General features: G+C 58.4%; 18 protein-coding genes. 6 read left to right on the top strand and 12 right to left on the bottom strand.

All coding sequences use genetic code 11. The features are described 5' to 3' along the window. Window positions 1-4: 4 nt before the first annotated feature. The 4 genes from JIN81_RS03985 to JIN81_RS04000 form a co-directional block, all read right to left on the bottom strand. Window positions 5-865 carry a carbon-nitrogen hydrolase gene (locus JIN81_RS03985; RefSeq protein ID WP_200276613.1) on the bottom strand — a complete coding sequence of 287 codons (861 nt, stop codon included), beginning with the start codon at window positions 863-865 and terminating at the stop codon, window positions 5-7. Between the two features lie 59 nt (window positions 866-924). Further along, window positions 925-1527: a hypothetical protein gene (locus JIN81_RS03990; RefSeq protein ID WP_200276615.1), complete on the bottom strand. Its 603-nt coding sequence runs from the start codon at window positions 1525-1527 to the stop codon at window positions 925-927. Between the two features lie 37 nt (window positions 1528-1564). Continuing rightward, complete coding sequence (locus JIN81_RS03995) at window positions 1565-2491, bottom strand: hypothetical protein (protein ID WP_200276617.1); 927 nt, start codon at window positions 2489-2491, stop codon at window positions 1565-1567. 105 nt (window positions 2492-2596) lie between these two features. Continuing rightward, complete coding sequence (locus JIN81_RS04000; protein WP_325100841.1) at window positions 2597-4897, bottom strand: CHAT domain-containing protein; 2301 nt, start codon at window positions 4895-4897, stop codon at window positions 2597-2599. A 120-nt stretch (window positions 4898-5017) separates the two neighbouring features. On the opposite strand from JIN81_RS04000, the gene JIN81_RS18900 reads away from it, so the two are divergent. Next, window positions 5018-5158 carry a hypothetical protein gene (locus JIN81_RS18900; RefSeq protein WP_234044445.1) on the top strand — a complete coding sequence of 47 codons (141 nt, stop codon included), beginning with the start codon at window positions 5018-5020 and terminating at the stop codon, window positions 5156-5158. Between the two features lie 366 nt (window positions 5159-5524). Further along, on the top strand, window positions 5525-6616 hold the full coding sequence (locus tag JIN81_RS04005) for a hypothetical protein (protein WP_200276620.1): 1092 nt from the start codon (window positions 5525-5527) through the stop codon (window positions 6614-6616). Window positions 6617-6640: 24 nt separating this feature from the next. Here the strand turns inward: JIN81_RS04005 and JIN81_RS04010 are convergent, their stop codons facing one another. Then, window positions 6641-8110 carry a S8 family peptidase gene (locus JIN81_RS04010; protein ID WP_200276622.1) on the bottom strand — a complete coding sequence of 490 codons (1470 nt, stop codon included), beginning with the start codon at window positions 8108-8110 and terminating at the stop codon, window positions 6641-6643. Between the two features lie 539 nt (window positions 8111-8649). Between JIN81_RS04010 and JIN81_RS19405 the strand changes: the two genes are divergently transcribed. Beyond that, window positions 8650-10056 carry a ShlB/FhaC/HecB family hemolysin secretion/activation protein gene (locus JIN81_RS19405; protein ID WP_325100842.1) on the top strand — a complete coding sequence of 469 codons (1407 nt, stop codon included), beginning with the start codon at window positions 8650-8652 and terminating at the stop codon, window positions 10054-10056. A 55-nt stretch (window positions 10057-10111) separates the two neighbouring features. Further along, window positions 10112-11035: a DMT family transporter gene (locus JIN81_RS04020; RefSeq protein WP_200276628.1), complete on the top strand. Its 924-nt coding sequence runs from the start codon at window positions 10112-10114 to the stop codon at window positions 11033-11035. On the opposite strand, the gene ligA is transcribed toward JIN81_RS04020, so the two are convergent. From ligA to JIN81_RS04050, 6 genes are all read right to left on the bottom strand, one after another. Further along, window positions 11024-13270 carry an NAD-dependent DNA ligase LigA gene (gene ligA / locus JIN81_RS04025; RefSeq protein ID WP_200276631.1) on the bottom strand — a complete coding sequence of 749 codons (2247 nt, stop codon included), beginning with the start codon at window positions 13268-13270 and terminating at the stop codon, window positions 11024-11026. The two genes, JIN81_RS04020 and ligA, sit on opposite strands and share 12 nt — an antisense overlap. A gap of 99 nt (window positions 13271-13369) precedes the next feature. Then, the gene (locus JIN81_RS04030; RefSeq protein ID WP_200276633.1) at window positions 13370-13756 is read right to left on the bottom strand and encodes a VanZ family protein; all 387 of its coding nucleotides are present in this window, start codon (window positions 13754-13756) and stop codon (window positions 13370-13372) included. Between the two features lie 11 nt (window positions 13757-13767). Continuing rightward, window positions 13768-14052, bottom strand: coding sequence for a CopG family antitoxin (locus tag JIN81_RS04035; RefSeq protein ID WP_234044446.1), 285 nt, complete (start codon window positions 14050-14052; stop codon window positions 13768-13770). After that, window positions 14049-14327, bottom strand: coding sequence for a BrnT family toxin (locus tag JIN81_RS04040; RefSeq protein ID WP_200276636.1), 279 nt, complete (start codon window positions 14325-14327; stop codon window positions 14049-14051). The genes JIN81_RS04035 and JIN81_RS04040 overlap by 4 nt, the downstream gene beginning before the upstream one ends. Window positions 14328-14385: 58 nt before the next feature. Continuing rightward, the gene (locus JIN81_RS04045) at window positions 14386-15219 is read right to left on the bottom strand and encodes a FecR domain-containing protein (RefSeq protein ID WP_200276638.1); all 834 of its coding nucleotides are present in this window, start codon (window positions 15217-15219) and stop codon (window positions 14386-14388) included. A gap of 4 nt (window positions 15220-15223) precedes the next feature. Next, window positions 15224-16159 (bottom strand): hypothetical protein, encoded by a 936-nt coding sequence (locus tag JIN81_RS04050; protein ID WP_200276643.1) that lies wholly within the window; start codon window positions 16157-16159, stop codon window positions 15224-15226. 50 nt (window positions 16160-16209) lie between these two features. Between JIN81_RS04050 and JIN81_RS04055 the strand changes: the two genes are divergently transcribed. Both JIN81_RS04055 and JIN81_RS04060 read left to right on the top strand, forming a co-directional pair. Further along, on the top strand, window positions 16210-18150 hold the full coding sequence (locus JIN81_RS04055; RefSeq protein WP_234044448.1) for an adenylate/guanylate cyclase domain-containing protein: 1941 nt from the start codon (window positions 16210-16212) through the stop codon (window positions 18148-18150). A 73-nt stretch (window positions 18151-18223) separates the two neighbouring features. After that, complete coding sequence (locus JIN81_RS04060; RefSeq protein WP_200276648.1) at window positions 18224-19345, top strand: lactonase family protein; 1122 nt, start codon at window positions 18224-18226, stop codon at window positions 19343-19345. Window positions 19346-19362: 17 nt separating this feature from the next. Here the strand turns inward: JIN81_RS04060 and JIN81_RS04065 are convergent, their stop codons facing one another. After that, window positions 19363-19857 (bottom strand): hypothetical protein, encoded by a 495-nt coding sequence (locus JIN81_RS04065; RefSeq protein WP_200276650.1) that lies wholly within the window; start codon window positions 19855-19857, stop codon window positions 19363-19365. Window positions 19858-19887: the final 30 nt, after the last annotated feature.

Here is a 19887-nt window from a genome sequence, read left to right on the forward strand (position 1 = left end):
TCGGTCAGTCCTGATTCCATCGTTTCAGGATATCGCCATAGGCGTCGATCCTACGGTCTCGGAAGAAGGGCCAGATCCTGCGGAAATCCTCGACTTGCTTCAGGTTGATGTCGTGGAGGATGATCTCCTCCTGGTCCTCGGTGCCCTTGGCTTCAATCACGCCATAGGGATTGCAGACGAAGGACTGGCCCCAGAATTCCGTATCGGCTTCCTTGCCGATGCGATTCACGGCGGCAACATAGCATCCGTTGGCGACCGCATGCCCTCGCTGGACTGTCTCCCATGCACAGTGCTGGGCTGATCCGAGTTCATCCTTTTCCTCGGGAAGCCAACCAATCGCGGTTGGGTAGATCAGGATCTCGGCGCCGCCCAAGGCCATCAAGCGTGCCGCCTCCGGATACCATTGGTCCCAGCAGACAAGCACGCCCAAACGGCCGAACCTGGTGTTCCATACCGGCCAGGAAGTGTCTCCCGGCGTGAAGTAGAACTTCTCCTCAAATCCCGGATCCTGAGGAATGTGTGCCTTCCGGTAGATGCCAAGCATCGATCCATCCGCGTCGTGAACCACCGCCGTGTTGTGATACAGGCCGGGACCGCGCTTTTCGAAATGGGAGGATACAATGACGATCCCCAATTCTGTGGCCAGGTCGCCAAGTCTTTGTGTTGACGATCCGGGAATCTCCTCAGCCAGATCAAACTGGTCGGTGTCTTCGACGACGCAGAAATAGGGGGTCAGAAACAACTCTTGGGTGACGACAATCTGGGCGCCATCTTTCGCGCTCTGGCGTATCAGTTCCTCATGGTGGGTGAGGGCGGTCTCCTGATCCGGAAACGCGCGGGACTGAAGTAGGGCGATGCGAGGCATGCAGGAAAGCTAGGGTGGGGCCCGCCTCCGGGTCCAACCCTGAATGCGTGATCCGTCTCCTAGAGTCGGCTTACAGCCCGAGCCACCGCGATGCCCACGCCGCCAATATCTTCAGGAAGGGGTTCCTTGCTGATCAGTAGACCGGCCTCGTCGATACTCATGACTTCACCTTGCTCGAAATCCACGATCACCTTCGGTCCGTCGAACCGCAGTGCACTTTCCCGGCTTTCAGCGTTGATGATCGCATCGGGTTGGAAGTCGCCTGATGAGGCCAGGATTTCGGACATGTCCAGAGGTCCGCCGGTGACGTAGATGGGAATGGTCAGTTGGACCGCAGCGCTTTGGGTGCCACGGAAGGTCTCGGTGGTGTCCGAGGGGAGCATGGCGGGGATCGCGAAAGAAAGGACCCCGATGATGATGGCAGTGGCTCCAACGGCTGGAGTGGAGAAGAAACGCACGGCTCGCTGGAAGAAGTTTTCCACCGGTGCAGGTGGTTCGATCACCAATCGGCGAGTGGCTGGCGGCGCGGGTGCAAAGCGCTGCTGAAGATCGGCCAACAATCCGGCTGGGATGGCTGGAGCGACTTCATCGGGATGGAGGCGCAGGCTGCCTTGAAGGATCCGACGCGTGGTGTCGAGATGGTTTGGGAGGTTAACATCCATGGCTATATCATCAATCGCAGACCATCAGGTCTGATTTTCAATAAACGAAACTTTCTCTAATTTTTTCCAAGGCCTCTTGAATCCGCTCATTCAGAACTCTTCGGCGCGTGGAGGCCGATGCATTGGATTTGACCCCGTATCGGCTGCAAAAATCGCTCCGCTCAATGAGATCCTGAATCGTTGCCGATTGGGCGACAAACAGGGTGTAGATCAGATCCCATTCATCAGTGCTGAGGGCCTCGCGGCACTCGTGGTAAATGTGTTCGAAGTTGATGGTACCTGGCGCTGAACCACGATCTTCGAACTGCATCGGGCGGTCCGGGTCATCGTGAAGTGCGTCGAGGCTCTCCCCGCTGTTGGGTCGGTTCTTCAGGGTGGACTGACGCCGGTACCAGTCGATGGCGCGGAAGCCGACGATGCGGGTGTGAAGGGGGATCAGTTCCTCAAATACCACGGGATCAAGGATCGGAGCCTTTTTGTCGTGTTCGCGAACGCGGGTGAGTTCGACCAAGGTATCATTGAAAACCTCGTCGGCATCATGCCCCCGAATCCCTTTTCGTGCGAGAGTAGCGAGGGCGAGGGGGCGCAGGAGTTGAGGGAGACCATTCCATTCGCGGTCCTGAAAACCACGGTCAGCATCGAAACGCTGGAGCCGATCAAGATCCAGGTTCCTGTCGTAGCGGGAATCCTCCGGATCGTGGTGGACCTGGGGATCAGAAACCTTGCGTCGTTTCTCGGCAACAAGTTGCCGGGTCGCTCGGGCAGCTTCTTCCAAGGCCTTGGCCGTGAATTCAGCTTCCGAGGGGAACTCGTCGTAGTCGAGCGACACGTTGCGGATGCATTGCTCGGCAATATGCTCCGCTTCGTCCTCAGAAATGAGGACGCCTTCGATGGGGCGTCTGGCACGGGTCCAACAGGCCTGCCAACAGCGCTCCAACTGTGTGGGACATACAGTGGGGGACATGGCTGGTGTGCCGCGAATAAATCCAAAAAAAGAAGGATTCGCAAGCTTCTAATGCATCTTAATTTTCAAGATGTTGGCCGAAACGTGGAAAAGTGGAGCAGATTTTTATTTTTTGATGTCCTTCCGAGCGTGTCGGAGAAGACGCTTGGTGAGCCAGCGAGCAGCTACCGCCGCCACTATGACCAAGACCAGGAAAGGCCATGTCGGTCGATGTGATTTCAACGGCTCGAGATCGATTTTGTCCCCTCCTTGGAGCGGGCCGGTTTGGCTCAGGTTGAAGGGGGCATAGCGGAGGACCGAAGCTTCGAAACCAGCATCCGTCGCTTTGGGCAAATATTCAGACTGTGTTTGCCAGAGGGCCTGCCCAATGCGCTCTGAATGAAGGGCCAACTGGTAGAACCTCTCCATGAATGCTGGGGTCGATTGATCGGAAACCGGCCACAAGGCGACAGCGACTTCACTCGCACCTGCTTGAATGAAGGCGCGCTGGAGACCTAGCAGACCCTCACCGTTCACGGGCGTACCCGCCCCTGAGTCGCACGAGGAGAGAGTGACGAGTCGAGTGCCCTTGAGATCGAGTTCGGCGATCTCCTCTGGAAACAGCAGGTCATCGCCTGTTTCGGGCAGCTGCAGGTCCCATCGGGCGCCCCGGTAGAGGACGAGACCGCTCGAACGAAGGAGTTCAGCGCTTTCATCGAAATCCAATGCGGTGCTTGAGCTAGGAGCATCGGGCCCGGTGTAGAACGCGTGGCAACCGAGATGCAGCACGGAATTCGTATCCGGCAGCGAAGCCATCCTTTCCTCTGTTACTTCGCGACCTTGGAGGAAGAGTGAGTCTTTCGGAGCGAGTCGGCGAAGACTGTCCGCTTCGCGGGAAGTCCCTGGCATTGGCTCGAGATCCGAAAGAATTGCCTGCAGGGTGTGGGGTTCAGGAGGGCTCTCCGGCGACGGAAAGTCTGAGATGGTGAGGACCGTCCAAGGAGCTGAGTCCATTCGCTTCAATACCGAGGTGCGAGTGAGATCCCGTCCGCTGGCGACACGGGTGACTTGATGCAAGCGGTGACACAGTGGCTTGCCTTCTGAATCGAGCAGCGCGGCAAGGGGGAGGAAGTGGAGTGCCCCGTCGGGGCTGAATGCCACATGGTCGACCTCGGGCGAGAGGAGGCGCGCGACAGGTTCCCAAAATTCATTTTCCAGCCCTTTGAGGATGATTTGGAGCGTCAAGGCAGGAGCTTTCGCTTCTTGATCGCCCGCGATGACTGCCGATTGCCACACCAATCGTTCCCGCATGACTGACAGCCAATCAAGGAGCTGGGACTCAGAACCGAGTGGAATCCACTGAGGTAGGTCCGTCGGTGTCACGAGAATCGCTCCATATTGAGGGCCAAGCTCTGAATCCAAAGGTTGAAAACGGCACGCGTCGATGAACGCGCTGTTCGGAGGCAAGGCATTCTGGATCTGTGTCCAGTCCGGCAGAGGCTCTTGGGACAGGCCACCGAGCATGCTGTCCAAGAGTCGACCTTTTGATGCCAGAAGGACGTTCGCGATGGCAATCGCATCGCCTTCGATGCAAGGCAGGGAAACCAAATCGAAGCGCTCCAGAAAGTTCAGCCGGTCTCGCTCGCTGCCATGCAGCACAAGCTCTTCGAGGAGTTCGAGGCCGCTACGGGTGGCAGCGTCCACTCGCTCACGACTATCGTTCGATTCCATCAGGAGAGCGTTGCGTGCGAGATTGCGCAGGATCTCAGCGGTTCGCAGGTGGGCACCATCCCCATGGAGCTGCCGCTGGAGACGGAGAGCCCGCTGCAAGGCCTCATCCGCGGCGGGATAGTCGCCGAGCATCTGCTCTGCAGTTCCCAGATTATTGAAGTGGGTGATGAGTGCCGGGTGCTCAGGCCCCAATCGGGTAGTCGCGATCTCCAGAGCTTCCGAGAATGCCGCTTTGCCTTCCTCAGGATCGCCCTGTGAAAGGGCGAGAGTTCCCTGATTGTTGATGTATGGAAGTGCCTTGATCGGGTCCGAGTGGAACAATTCCCGTGCTTTATCGGCCACGGCCCGCGTCTCAGCCTCACCCTCGACGCTATGACCCAGGCGGAGGAGGGAGAGAGCCCGTTGACTTCGAATGGATAGCGAGAGCTCGGGATCCTCCCGGCCCAGTTCCTGCGCCGCAGAAAAATCTTCAATCGCCTTCGCATGGCTTCCCAAGGTGTGTCGTAGGCGGCCTCGGTGGCTTAGAATGCGGGCCCTGCGGACGAATTGATCGGCCGGAGTCGCATCGAGTGCCTGATCCAGCAAGGCGCCCACCTCGGTGTAGCGCCCTTGCTGGAGGAGGTTCAAGGCGAGGTGGTCGAGGCTGTCGATCAGGCTCAGGCTGTTTGAGCTTTGCTCTTCTCGAGCCTTGATCACATCTCTGAGAATTTCCTCGGATCGCTCAAGCTGGCCCAGATCCTGGAGGCATAGGGCCAGAGCTTCCCGGGCGTCGGGTAAGCCAGGATCACCCCGTAAGAGCTCGCAAGCTCGTGTCAGATGGCGGATCGCCTCGTTGGCTTTGCCAAGCTGGCGTTCAACGATACCAAGGGCCTGAAGACTACGGCCGAGGGAGATTCCTGCATCGGGAGACGGGTTTTCATCAATCGCAAGCTCCCATTCCTGCACCAAGGCCTGTAATTCCAGCTCTGCTGCCGCTGGGTCCCCCATGTCCAATGCCCGTGCGGGGATGGAGAGTTGGATGAGTAAAGCGATGCAGAGCCAATGGCTGGTCCGGAAGGGGCTTCCCACGATGGGTGAGCATAGCGATTCTCACTATTTTGGAAATCCTGAATTTCCTGTGCGATTGAAGACCTTACAGGATCGGTCGAACCCTCCGGCCAGTCCCCCAAATCGGGGTCGCCCGCGAATCCCGACTCAGCTGCATTCCGCAATTCCCCGTCCCTCAATAATCAATGAATATTAAAAAGTTCTTTGAGGGCAGAGCCATTCATTGTAAATATTCGCTAGCTCGCACCCACGAGTTTCCAAAATCTCCCTTGGATCATGAAAACTGTCCCACTCCCCTGGAGGGCGCTCACGGCGACCCTCTGCGTATCCTTTTTGCCTGCCCAAGGCCCCGTTCTCAGCACGCCTGGAAGCGCGACTTGGGAGACGATCGACACGCCCAGCGGTAGTCGGACGAATTTCACAATTTTTGACGACACGGTTTTTGACTGGGCGCATTTGAATCTGGCGGAAGGGAGCGAGCTGTATTTCGATTTTGTGGGTGGCAACAGCGTTCTGAACTATCTGACAGGTTCCGGGAGTCACACGATTGCGGGGCAGGTTGGATCAAATGGTTCGGTGGGCTTCTTTGCTCCGAATGCAGACTTGAACATTACCGGCAATATCGTGGCTGACAGTGTTACGATTGCGACGCTCGATGTGGCGCCAGGAGACGTTCAGGACGGTGGGGGATTTCGGCTTACTGGCCCAACCGGGTGGAATCGATTGAGGATTTCCGGCAATATCGAGGCGACCGGGGGCGATGTCGTCATTGCCGGCAGGGACGTGAGCATCATGGAATCTGCCCAGCTTTCTGCCGCTGGAGCGATCATGATCGGTGGAGGAACCGACGTGAGCATCGCGGGTTCGGGAGCGACTCGCTTGACCGAGGCGAGTGGTTCGGGATTTGTCCTTCACTTGGGCGAAACGCGGGCCAATCGGATCGAAGTTGCGGCCGGCAGTGAAATCATCAACCGTGGACGCTTGGGTGAGCAGGGCGCGAAGGTGTTCCTCTCGGTTGGCGAGGATGGCAAAATCACCAACGAAGGAACCGGGATCATCGTTCCGAACGCTGTGTTCGACGGGGCTTTTGATCCGAAGGGGACTCCAATTGATCCGAAGGATGGCGATGCAGCAGCGGCAATCAATGAGAGCAATCTGAAGGTGCCAGAGTTGCGACGCCCCAATGGTTCGCGCGTTGTCAGGGCAAAGTCGGTGAACTACACCACGACCATTTCCGCCTCAAGTGACGGCGCGCGCGACTCTTCTTCAAAGCCAAAGAGCACCGTGGCCAAAAACCGGAACAAACCGTCGCTCATGCGCCAGTCGTCATTTTTCAGCATGCGGGGTGGAAAGAAGGCGAAGCCTTAGGGAAAGGCAACCTCTCACCAGCACTTACTCTGCAGCCAAGCGTGCAGGGATCCACTCGAGCTTGTAGAAGCAACGAACACCTACTCTGGGTCGAGGCTGAACCTGGATGTTTGCAGTGCTCTCGGCTTCTTCATACTCGACGATGGGTTCACCTGTCAGGAGATCAAATCGGAGTGAATCAACGGGGCCACCTGAGACGGGAACCGGCGCGTCCTCAGTCAAGACCGCATCGTCCAAGATGGTGATGGCCACCCGGCCTTCTTGCTTCTGACCAATATGGACATACCTCTCGACCTCCATCCAATCCTTGAGGTTCGTGGAGCAAAGTAGTCTCCACGAACTTCCATCGCGAAGTGTTGAGGTCCCACTCGTATTGAGCAGGTCTTCACTGATGGTGAAATCGAGCATCGTGAAACCATTGGCACGCCGAACCGCAATGGCCGGGGGGGTGCTGGATGAATTCAGGGGGTCGTAGCCGAAGAATCGCTCCAGTTCATCGGGAGTGCCGTCCGAGTCGAAGTCGTTGTCGAGTTGGACAACTCGCACCTTGCTCTCGGAGTCGCTCGTATACGCCCGAGCCTTGAGAAGGTTCTCCACCTCGGATGGGTTGAGGCCCGGTTGTCTGCCGAGCTCTGCGAGGGCCGTGGCTGCGACAATCGCAGTTGCGGGACTCGTGCCCGTCATGGGAGTGGTCTGGCCGACTGAATGACTTTCAGGGTGGAAGGTTTGCACGTTGACACCCGGCGCGTGGACGTCCACCGCATCGCCCGAGTTTGAGCTCGCAAGAGGGGCATGGCCTTGGTCGGAAGCGCCAACGCAAATCACGCCATCCATGGTGCCATAAGCAGCTGGGATGTATGCTGAGGCATCCGAGCCTTCATTCCCCGCCGCAACCACGACGGTCATGCCGCGTCCGACTGCTTCGCTGATTCTCGCCTCAAGGAATGTGCTGGATGCCGGCTCGCTCGAACCATTGGCAATGCAGACCACCGAAGGTGTTCCTGGGTTATCAATGAAATGATTGATGGCCTCCCCGAGTGCGGTGACCAATAGCCCGACCGTCGAAGACGTCTCCTCACCGTCAGGGTAGATGTCAAAGCTGACGACTTCGATCTCGGTTCCTCTGGCAACCCCTGCCTCGGGACCGGCAATCACGGAGAGCACCTGAGTGCCATGGGTGAAGGCGCTTGAGCTCGTTGGGTCACCTTGGCCCCGGATGAGTTGCGAATCCTCCAAAGTGAGGATGTTGTTGGTGTCGAACCAACCCGACGCGTTGTCGACCGCAGTGTCGATCAAATAGAGTCGGACCTTGTGAGGTGTTTCCGGAAACACGTAGCTCAATTCCGGAGCTGCCGTGTCCGCGTCGTTGAGGGCCGAAAGCACCCAGTCCGTCGCCTCTTGTGAGGCGTGCGGCGTGATGGGAATGGGTTCTTTGCCTGCCAACGGCAGGATGCCTGCGCAGGCTGTGAAGAAACGGAGAAAACGTATCAGCATGAAAGTTGGCGGTCTTTAACGGGTTGATATAGGGGATTCGGAATGGTGGGTCGAGGATATACTAACATGATTGCTATATCTTAAAATATTGTAAAAAAGATATATCAGGCGGTCTTCAATTGATGAAAATACATAAAATAAACACATATTGAACATATTGAGAACTTGGTTGTCCGTGCCTACTGGATTTTGCCTTGGGTTGATCGATGCAAGGGGCTAAAAGTCGGGTGGTTCAAATCTCATCGCTGCGAACCCCTTGAATCATGGGCAGTCGAACTAAGAATAATGTGCTCCGAACCTTGTGTGGCTTGGGGATGGTCTGCATGGTGCAGGGGCAGCTCCTGCCCGGAGTGGATCCCCGACTACCTGCTCCTCAGCCTGTGGAATCGATCCCCGGGGTTGTCAGCGAAGAGGTGCAGGCGCTGGAGAACGATCCGATTCTTATCGAAGTTTTTTTGGGAATCCGGCTCGATACTTGGTCGCAAGAAGGAAATTTTGAGTCGGTTTCGTCCGGTTTGAAGGCAAGGGATGGTCTTCTGGTGCCATCCCCGAAGACCCTCGCTGCGCGACTCGAGACCTTTCTGGGGCATTCACTCAAGCAGTCGGATCTCTGGCGGATCGGTGATATTCTGCTCAGCCACTACGATATCGAGGGTTATCCCGTGGTGAACGTGGAGGCACCGGAGCAGAGCTTTGAAGGAGGTCAACTCGTGTTGATTGTTGAGCTGGGCCGATTTGCCAGGGTCGGAGTCACTCGTCCCATTTACGGGTGCCCCGAGGTCATTGAGGCGGGCCTTCACCTTCGTGAAGGAGAGGTCCTGCGTCGTTCGGAGATTGATGACCAACTCGGGTGGTATGGTCGGTCGATTTTCAGGCGGCCCCGATTGTTCGTGTCTCCCGGTGACGAGCCTGCAACCGCGGATGTTTTGATTGGTCTCGAGGAATCCAGGCCATGGAGGGTGACGACGGGCTACGACAACAGTGGTACTGACCTCCTTGGCAAGGACCGGTTTCAGCTTGGTGTTGCAGGCATGACGCCTGCCGAGCATGTGATTTCATGGCAGACCGTCGTTGGGATGCCGGTGTCCTCACTGAGTGCCCACGCGTTGAGTTGGGAGATTCCGCTGCATCGCTATCACCAGACGATTCGCTTCGATGCGGCCTACGCGAGGGTGGATGATCGCTATTTGTCGAACGGACTTCCGCTCGACAACCAGGGAGCTTCCTGGGCGGTTTCGGGACTCCATCGATTCCAGTTGCCGTCATATCGCGGGTGGAGGCACAACGTGTTGTCAGGGTTCGAGGTGAAGGGGACAGATCAGTTCGTCCTGTTCGGATCGGGGAGGTTCGCACCCGGGGAAGTGCGGTTCGTGCATGCGAAGGTGGGCTACGACCTTCATCGTAGTTGGGAGAATGCCGGGGTCGGTCTGGATGCCTCGGTAGTGGCTTCTCCGGGAAACTTGATTTCCGGGAATGATGATATCGACTTCAAGGCATATGATTTTTCAGCTGACTCAAGCTATGTGATTGCCAGGGCAGCTGGACAGGGTTGGTGGTCACCGGGAGGAGATTGGCGGATCGGTCTACGGGGAGCCATCCAGTTGGCCGACTCAAGACTCCTTCCTTCGGAGCAATTCGCGGCTGGAGGGTATCAGACGGTAAGAGGTGTATCCGAGCGTGAGTACATTGCCGACCAAGGATGGCATTCGAGTCTTGAGGTGTTCACCCCGGCCTGGAGGCCGATCAACCGATGTCAGGTTCGTTTTCTCGGCTTCCTTGATCATGCGTCTTTGGGAAATCGCGGGGGTGCTTCGACTTCACTCACCGGCACCGGAGTCGGGTTGAGGTTGATGTTCGGCCGTTGGGTGGACCTTCGACTTGACCACGGTTGGCGGCTGGACGAGCCCGGCGGTCAAACGCACCTTGGGCTCCGTTTCACCTACTGAGATCCCGTTGCCGGTTCGGAGTTCCCGATTTGGAAATCTCGACTAGGCTTGCCTGGTGGAAGGTGATCATCGTTGGTTCAAGGTGTTCCCGCCGGTTTTGCTGTGCGCCGTGCTCTGGGGAAGTGCCTTTCCCGGGATCAAGACGGTATACCGCTTGTGGGACGAGGGTGGCGTGGACATCGGTTTACCGGAGATGTGGTGGTTCGCGGGAGTAAGATTCGTGATCGCAGGTTCGGCGTTGCTTCTCGTGGCTCGAGCTCCGCTGCAGGAATTGCGATCGGCCTCGAAGGCCGGGATCCTGCGGTTCTCGCTTTATCAAACCGCCGGCCAGTACCTATTCTTTTACTGGGGCGTCGCATTGGCCAGCGGGAGTTTGGCAGGCTTGCTGGTCTCGAGTGGTAGCTTCTGGTGGATGCTCCTTGCTCCGTTGTTGGCAGGGTCTCCGTGGCCAACACTGCGTCAGTGGGGTGCGGTGGGGATCGGTGCGATTGGACTGCTGGTGGCGACTGCGGACCCCGGCATGGGCGCGGGTCGTCCATGGTTGGGGGCGGCATTGCTCATCGCGGCCACGGGGTTGGGCGCTCTTGGGCTCATCGAGTTCGGCAAACTGCGCCCCGCAATCGGGGCTCGTGCCGCGACGGGCTACTCCCTCCTGTTTGGAGGGCTGATCCTCTTGGCTTTCGGGGGTCGCGCCTTTCTCGCTGCAGATGTCCTGATGAGTCCAGCGGTGATCGGTCTGACCCTGTGGCTGGCCTTTGTCTCGGCAGCCGCGTTCAGTCTGTGGAATCACCTGTCGACCCGCCATCCGATGCCACTGCTCGCAGGCTACCGGTTTCTGATCCCTCTGGCCGGCATGCTGGAGTCCCTCGCGTTCCTACCTGGAGAGTCGGCCGGGGTTGGACTTTGGGTCGGGGCGATCCTGATCGTTTCAGCGCTGATCCTTTCCCAACGCTGGAAAGCTGGACGACTACCGAAGTGAATCGAGGTCTTCCTCAGCGATGATCTTCACGCCCAGTTTCTCGGCTTTGTCACGCTTGGAACCTCCACCATCGCCCGCGAGCAGGTAGTCGGTGTTGCTTGAGATGGATCCGCTTACCTTTGCTCCAAGAGCTTCGAGTCGCTTCTTCATTTCGCCCCGACTTACGCTCAGCGTTCCAGTCAATACGATGGTCAGACCGGTAAACGGGAGGTTGCTTGAGTCGATCTCTGCGGGTTTCGGAAGATACGCCTCGGGTGTCGGATTGATGCCGATTTCCTGAAGCCGCTCAATCACGTGGAGACCTGCCTTCGACTCGAAGAAGGTCAGCACGCTTTCGGCAACCACAACGCCCACATCCGGGCTGACCTCAAACGGCTGAAGCTGAGCCCGGATCTCGGCTATGTGCGCCTTGAGTTGTTCGTGGAGGGTGCTTCGTCGTTCCTTTTCCCCAGCGTCGGCAGGTGGGTTGTCCTTGTTCCGCGGGGAGATTCGCTTGCGTTCCGTTTCGAGGGCTGCAGCATCGATGATCTGCCGGAGCACGGGACTGTTCGCAAGAGTAAGCAAGTCAGCGTGGAGTCGGGCGAGCTCACGGGCTGCAGACTCTCCGACCTGACGAATTCCCATGGCGAACAACCAGCGGTCGAGGGGGCGGCTCTTTGCTTCCTCGAGTGCCGAAAGAACCTTGTTTCCATTTTTTTCGCCAAATCTCCTCGGATCGTCCTCCGTGCCCAGGTTGAGGTCGGCCAGTTGTTCCAGCGTGAGATTGAAGAGATCGAGGGGAGTGCTGCACAGGCCAGACCGGACCAAAGCTTCTGCCACGGTTTCGCCTACGCCATCGATATCGAGGGCCTTGCGTGAGGTGAACTGCTTGATCTTCGAGACGGCCTGCGCGGGGCATTCGAAATTGCTGCATCGCCATGCAACAAATCCTTCCTCCCTGGCGATGGGGCCTCCGCAGGAAGGACATGCATTTCCGACATGCTCAGGAAGCGAGAAAGCGGTGGTGTTGGCGGGGCGCTTGTCGGTGATGACCTTGGCAATGGCCGGGATGATCTCTCCAGCCTTTTCGATGAGGACCCTGTCGCCAATGCGGATGTCCTTCCTATGGATCTCCTCTTCATTGTGAAGGGTTGCCCGTGAAACGGTCGTGCCTGACACGAAGACCGGTTCAAGCTCGGCGACGGGGGTGAGCACGCCGGTCCTCCCCACCTGGATGGTGATCGACTTGAGGATCGTTTCCTTCTGCTCCGGCCTGAACTTGTATGCCGCAGCCCACCTCGGTGCACGGGACCTGAAGCCCAGTGTACGACGTTCCCCGTAGTCGCGGACCTTGATGACGGCTCCATCGGTCGCATAGGGTAGCGAGTGGCGTTCATTGTCAATGCGCCCGACCGCTTCCAGCAGCTCCTCGAGGGTTGATGCCTCGAACAGGGGTTGGTTTCGAGGGAGTCCCAGCTTTCCGATGAGCCCCGTGAAGTCATCTTCATTGGAAAGTGCAGGGCCATCGTATTCTCCAAGGCCATGGGCGAGAAACTCGAGAGGGCGGCTGGCAGCGATTCGGGGATCGAGTTGTTTGAGCGTCCCTGCGGTGGCATTGCGTGGGTTGACGAAGGTGGCCTCACCCTGCTCATCCCGCTCTTCGTTCATCTTGGCGAAGGCTTCGTTCGGCATGAAGATCTCGCCGCGGACCTCGATGAGCTGGGGCGCTGGTGACGGAAGGTTCAGCGGAATGCTGCGGATCGTGCGTGCATTGTGCGTGATGTCATCGCCCGTCCTGCCATCGCCGCGGGTTGCGGCGTAACTCAAGCTTCCATTGCGATAGACGAGGGTGACGGCAACGCCATCGATCTTCGGTTCCACTGTGACCTTGACTTCGTTTCTCTGGAGGTTTTTCTGCAACCTCTCGTAGAATGCGATGAGTTCTGCCTCCGGGACATCATGGGTCTCGGCATCGAGTTCGAACACGTCATCGATCGAGAGCATCGGGACGAGGTGTTGGACCTGCTTGAATCCTTCGATGGGTTCACCTCCAACACGCTGAGTCGGTGAATTCGAATCAGCGAATTCCGGATGTTTCTTCTCCAAATCCTCGAGTTCTCGGAAGAGCGCATCGTAGTCGGCATCGCTGATTTCCGGGGAGGCGTCGGTGTAGTAGAGTCGGTTGTGGTGTTCGAGTTGAGCGCGAAGCTCTGAAACTCGTTGGGCCGGGTCCTCTTGCTCGAAAAGATCGTCCATCTCGAAGCCATTCTGGTCCGGATTGCGCAGGGGTGAATCCCAAAGTCGTGGTGAACCGGATGAAGTGCCCGATTCGGTGGAATCGTTTGGGCGGTCGGATCAATCCGCAAGCATCCTCCGGAAGGGGAGGAAGAGAATTGCCCCGGTCAATGCGCCGAGGAAATCGGCTGTCAGATCATAGATGTCGTTGCCGTGGCGCCCGGGTACGAGTGATTGGTGGTATTCGTCGAGGACGCCGACGAGGGTCACAATGACTGTCACGAGCACCACACGTTTCCAGGGGTGATCAAGTGGCCTCCAGCGGAACATGGCCGCGGAGAGGAGTCCTGCCCCTCCAAAGAAGTAGCCAAAGTGCAGCACCTTGTCGGATGCCTGGAAGGTCAGCGGCGGAGGCACGTGGTGGACCCGGGAAGAGAGCCACCATAGCGCACAGAACCACAGGGTGAATCCGGCGAACCAAATTCCCGCATGCCGGGGCAGTCGCATTCCGGTCAGCACTACTGCTTGCGCAGTTCGTCCTCGAGGCGCTCCGCCAGCCACTGCTTCATCATCGACTGGTAGTTGAGGAAGCGGGTGCGTGCGATCCGCTTGATGCGGGAAAGCATGCGCGGGTCGAAGCGCAGAGTGATGGTCGTGGACTCGCGCGAGTCCGGCTGGTGAATCGATCCGGCCATGAGGCGCCCATCGAGTTCATGATCCATCCAGAACTTGGCTTCCTCCTCTTCGCCGTCGAAATCCGGGATTTCTTCCCACTGCTTGATGGTTTCCATGTCGGCGCTCATTTGAATTCAGCGTATTTGCGTTCGTAAAACCGGGCTTCTCCTTCGCTCATGTCCCGTGCCGCGATGACACGAGCGGTTTTCCCATTGGTCCAGAAGCAAAGAAACAGGAGTCGATCACCGATGCTCCTGCCGAGTGCGTAGAAGCGGGTTTCACCATCGGAGCGGTCGGTATCGGGAAGGAATTTGATGGCGAAGGGGTCCTCCATCGCCTCCTCGATCTCCCGAGGCTTGATGTCCTTGATGTCGAAATGGACGTTGATGAGGTCGAGTTCCATGTGTGCCCCGAGAGAGAAACCTGAATATCTGCCGGGGGGAAGAGGAAATAACGTGGGATCAATTGGGAGCCTGGGTTCCAGTCTCTCCCGGGAACGTGGGATTGGTCGGCGGCTCCGGTTCGATTCCGCCATGTCTCTCTGGTTCGACCGCCGGTCGCTGTGGCTGGCGTGCGTCCGTGAGGCTGCGGCTCCCGCGCGATCCTGGGCCGGAGATGACCCGGCGCGTGGGCGTCAGGTTGCCATTCCGCTTTGCGTCCTTCTGCTGATCGACGGTCTGGGCGATTGCCTCGTTCGCAGAAGTGGGCAGCGGGCCAAAGACGCTTCCACCTGCCAAAGCCGATGTGGCCAAGAGTTTGGCAACATCGATCGTAATCGGTGCAGGGATGGCCCTCGCATTCGGATGCATCACGATCATTTGCCCGGCGGGGACGAGCACAGGCTCCTTCTGACCCTTCAGATAGAGCTTCTGGGTGCCCTCAAGAGTCAGGAGTTTGACCCATTGCCCGGGGCTGTATTCGAACATCGATGTGGTGCCGGTGATGGCTGCGGTGACCGTGGCGGTACGAATCGTGGCACCTCCCGCGTTCTTGGGGACTTGAAGAAGCACCGAGCCTTGCTTGAGTTCGACTTCCCGGCCGCCAGAGCGAAAGCTGAAGATCGAATTCTGACCAAGGCGGGTCACAGTGTCGTCCTGAAAGGCGAGTTCGGCGCGCGACTTCCGGCCGGTCTGCAGTGAAGTGGAGCCACTGATGGTTTCGCCGATTTGGGCAGCCCGGGGGCTGGCGGATTTTGCCAGAACGCGCACGTCATTGACCGCTTGGGTGACCTTTGCGGACTGGAGTGGCTCACCGAATGCGGTGAGCGTCAGGAGGGGAAAGAGGAGAAGTTTCACGGTTTTAGAAGCTGAAGATGAGACCGAGGCCGACACCTGCCTGCCAGGCTGAGAAGTCATTCACCCCGAGTGGGGAGTTGGAGTCGTTGTCGCTGTAAAACACGCTGGTGTAGGCCGAAGCGTGCGGATGAAAGTTCCACGCCAGCTCGACACCAAGCGTGTGATTCCAATCCTCACGTCCTCCATTGTCGAAATCCCAGAATGCTCCACGCCACGACATCGTCGTGCGGAGGTCGTTGAGGATCCAGTAGGTGTAGCTGAGGTCCGCCGCATATTCCTGCCGTTCAAGGCGCTCCGGATTGGCATCGATATCGAATGCCGCGCTGACTCCTGCCGCCAGGTGATGCCTTGAGCGAACGAAGAGGTCCTTCTGAAGCCCGGTGCGGATTCGCTGGGCGGAGTAGTTGCCTCGTGACCAGCTTCCTGTTGTAAGGCGTTGGTACTCATAGCGTGCGTAGAAGACAGTGTCGTCCAGATCCACAAGGGTCTTCACGACACCGAGGTGACCGCGGAAGTTCTCGAAGTCGAGCGCATTGGATGACTCGAACTGGTAAAACTCCTGGATCAAGCCGAAATCTGCGAACCAACCCGCGGCAATCTTCGGCTGCCATGCCATCCCGACGAGGGCGGAGGCATACCAGGATTCATCTTCGAGTGCTCGGAACTGGGCCGGGGCGTTGTCCGTGTAGGCAAAGTCGAGATTGGCAAACACATGGACGGGGGGAGGTCCGTCGTAGGGACTGAGCACCTGCTGGACTCCGAAATCTGAGTCACCCGGAGAGAAGGGGGCTTGAATGGGTTCTTCGGCCGCACGATCCGGATCGAAATCACGGGCGTCGTAAACCGGGGAATCGGAGCCGGCAAATGTGCCGAATTCCGAGAGAATGTCGCCTTGCAAGGCAAATGGGACACTGAGGAGGAGTAAGCACGGGGCTTTCATCGGCTTTAATCTATGTTAGACGGTTAGCAGGTTATGGGAGGTGGAACGACATGACAAGAAGTACCTCGGCAGAAGGGCACGGTTGGCGACGAACGTTGCTTGTTGCGATCTGTGCTGTCGTGGCGGTCTGGCTGGTGGTGGATCGGTTGCCAGCTGGACGAAGGATCGTGGATCGGGTGGACCGGGTGCTGCTCGATGAGCTGCTTCGGTATGGCGAGGGTGCCTCGGTGAGGGATGATTTCGTTTTGTTGGGTATCGACGATGCGAGTCTCGGGAATTTCGGAGCCGGGGAGGACGAGGTGGCGTCCAATCCCGTGCTGAAGATGATGACATCCCGCTTTCCATGGGATCGGAGGGTGTGGGCTAGCGTGATTGATCGGCTCGCTGATGCAGGAGCTCGATGTATCGTGGTCGACCTCATTCTTGATGCTCCCAGCGACCCTGTCGCGGATCAGGCTCTTGCCGAGGCGATCGGGCGTCACAAGGATCGTGTGATTCTGGCGTCATCCCTCGCGCCCACAGCCCAGTCCGGGGGGGACTCATTCGCCAATCTCGAACCCTATGATCCCTTTCTCGGGTTCAACTATGATACGCGGGTCGGATTCGCGAATTTTCAGGTCGACCCGGTGGATGGTGTGGTCCGGGAGGCCCGCTACCGGACGACTCTGGGTCGGGAGAACGGTCGCGAGTTGATGGGCGAGGAGGAACTCATGTCCCTCGCGGGCAGGGTCATCGAGATGATGGGTGGAGAGGTTCCGGAAGGAGAGCGGATGTTGAGGTTCGCGCACGGGGGTGAGTTGGGTGCGACAGAAGTTTATGCACCGGTGAGTCTTGCGGAGGTGTTCATGGAGGCGACTTGGAAGGGGAATTTCCAATCAGGTGATTTTTTCCGGGATAAGGTGGTGATCATCGGGCCGGTTGCACCGAGATTTCAAGACATCCACGCCACGCCGGTTGGTCCCCTAACAGGACCTCAGTTGCACTTGCAGGCAGCCACCTGCGGTCTTGAAGGGGCGTTCGTTCGCGAAAGCTCGAGGCCAACCACGGTTTTTTGGCTCGGTGCGCTTGCTTCCGTCGCGTTTCTTCCATGGTTTCGTCGGCCGGTTCCTGCTGCCATGGCCGCCTTGGGGGTGGTGGCAGCGGTGATGATCGTCGCCTTTTCCTGTGTGCAGTACGGGGCGCTGTGGGTGCCGGTGGTTTCCGGGGTGGTGGTGGTGGTGGTGAGTTTTGTCGCGACCCAGGTTGACCGTCTTTTGCGCGAGCAGTTCGAGCGGAGACGGCTGCGCCATGCATTCCGGCGTCTGGTGTCGAGGGATGTGGCCGATCGTTTGGTGGATGATCCCACGAAGTATCGTGAGATGGCGGCGGGGCGGGTGAGGGAGGTGGTCGTGCTGTTTTCGGACGTGCGTGGCTTCACCGCGCGATCCGAGCGCCAAAGTCCGCAGGAAACCGTCCAGCAGTTGAATGAGTATCTGAGCGCGATGGTGAAAGTGGTTTTCCGACATGGTGGGACGCTCGACAAGTTCATCGGCGATGCGGTCATGGCGCATTGGGGTGCGCTGGACGACGGGCATGAGGGCGATCACACGATGTCCGCGCTCGTGACTGCCCGCGAGATGCAGAAGGAACTGAGGAACCTGAATGATGTGTGGATGGCTCAGGGAAGCGAGCCGCTCGAGATCGGGATCGGCTTGCATCGTGGCGAGGTGATTGCCGGAGAGATTGGCTCAGAGGAACGGAGTGAGTTCGGAGTGATTGGTGATGCGGTGAACCTGAGTTCCCGCCTGGAGGGCCTATGCAAGCCGTTCGGGGCAGAGATCATCTACTCGGAGCTGATTTCGGAGGGTGAGTCGGCGGTCGATCTGGGACGGGTTCGGGTCAAAGGGAGACACGAATCGGTCCGCCTGTTTGCCGAGGGGGACACCCGCCGAATACGAGCCAGGCTCGAAGCAATCCAGCCAGAGGGTGACGGCGTCCGGGATCTCTCCTGAGTCTTCTGGATCCGCTTCGTGTCATCACCGTGTTAATTCGTAGGAATTTCGAGTCTCGGAACGTTCTTCCTTCATGCACAATTTTTTATCCCATCCGTTGGTGGTCTTCACTGGGCTGGTTCTTGGCACGGCATCCGCCGAGTCCGTCCGGGTTTACTTTGGCACGGGAGGCAATGAGGGCATTCACTCTGCCCTTCTCGACGAGGAAACCGGCGAATTACGTGGGATGAAGATGGCGGTCGAAGCTTCTGGTGCAGGGTTTCTCGCACTCAGCAAGGATGGCCGGTCACTGTATTCGACCGCCTCGGGCAAGGATCGACAGGGAGCAGTCAACTCGTATGAAATCAGCCCGGAGGGTGCGCTCGAGTTGCGAAACAGCCAGCCATCGATGGGTCGTGGTGCCTGCTTCGTCGGCCTGGATCAAACGAACCAGATGGTGATGGTGGCGAACTACGGCAGTGGTAGTGTAGCGGCACTCGGCATCGGTGATGATGGTTCCCTTGAGAAGTCGGTGTCATTCTTTGAGCACGAGGGGTCGAGCGTGAATGCGAAGCGGCAGCAAGAACCCCATGCGCATTCCATCTACGCGGGGCCCGATAATCAATTCGCGTATGCGCCGGACCTCGGAACCGACGAGGTCGTGATCTATCGGATGGAACCAGCCGAGGCGAAGCTCATGAAGGCGGGGGCCGCGAAAATGCCGCCGGGATCAGGTCCGCGGCACATGAAGTTCTCAACCGACGGCAAGCTGGCCTACGTGCTCAGCGAGCTGACCCTCACGGTGGTGGCCTTCTCACGTGATCCGGAATCCGGCCAGTTGTCACAGAAACAAGTGGTGAGTGTGCTGCCTGATGGCGAATCGACGGATGGCATGACCTGCTCCGAAATCCTCGTGAGTTCGGACGGCAGATTCGTTTACACCGCGAACCGGGACACAGCCGGGAAGGGGAGGGACAGCTTGTCGGTTTTGAAGGTCCTGGACGGAGGTGGGCTTGAACGCATCCAGACCATCGGCGCTGAGGTCAGCATCCCCCGCAACATCAATCTCAGTCCCAGTGGCAAGTGGCTTCTGGTGGCAGGTCAGAAGGCAGGGGGCATCCCGGTCTTTTCCGTGGGTGAGAATGGAATGCTCGCCTTCTCGGATCAGCGCGTGGATTTGAATTCAGCCATGTGTGTGGTCTTCCATACGAAGTAGGGAAAGGAGAGGGCCGGCTAGCGCTGCGATTCCGTCCAGCGGATGTTGGTCAGGAGCCAGGTGCCGTCGACCTTTTCCCAGTCGCTGGTCACGTTGAGGATCCCATCCACCGGACGCCTCGTCGGCAGGTCGACGATGGCGTCGACCCGGAAGCTGACGGTAGCGGTGTCTCCGTCGTGCAGAACCTCATCGAACGAGAGGTCGGCGAAGGTGATCTCCTTGCAGTAAGATGCTGCCCCTGAGTAGAGCGCCGAAGCGGTATCCCGCGCGACGGAGCGTGTCACCGGGGCGTCGAAGCTTTCCGGAGGGTCAAGAGCCACCTGTCTGGCAAGGTATTTGGCCAGATGGGCGCCACGTGCCTTCCGGCCCGGGTCGCTCATGCCGGGTGGAACACTCGCGGTGTCGAGAAGAGAACCGACCCTGCGCTGAAGAACCTGGGTCGGAGAGAACCACCAGGCAACGAAAGCGCCCGCAACCACCACGGCAAGAAGCACCATCAGGATCCGTTTCATGTATGGAACCCTGACCTCGATCTCCGCGGT

This window comes from Haloferula rosea (assembly GCF_016595525.1).
GTDB classification, from domain to species: Bacteria; Verrucomicrobiota; Verrucomicrobiia; order Verrucomicrobiales; family Akkermansiaceae; genus Haloferula; species Haloferula rosea.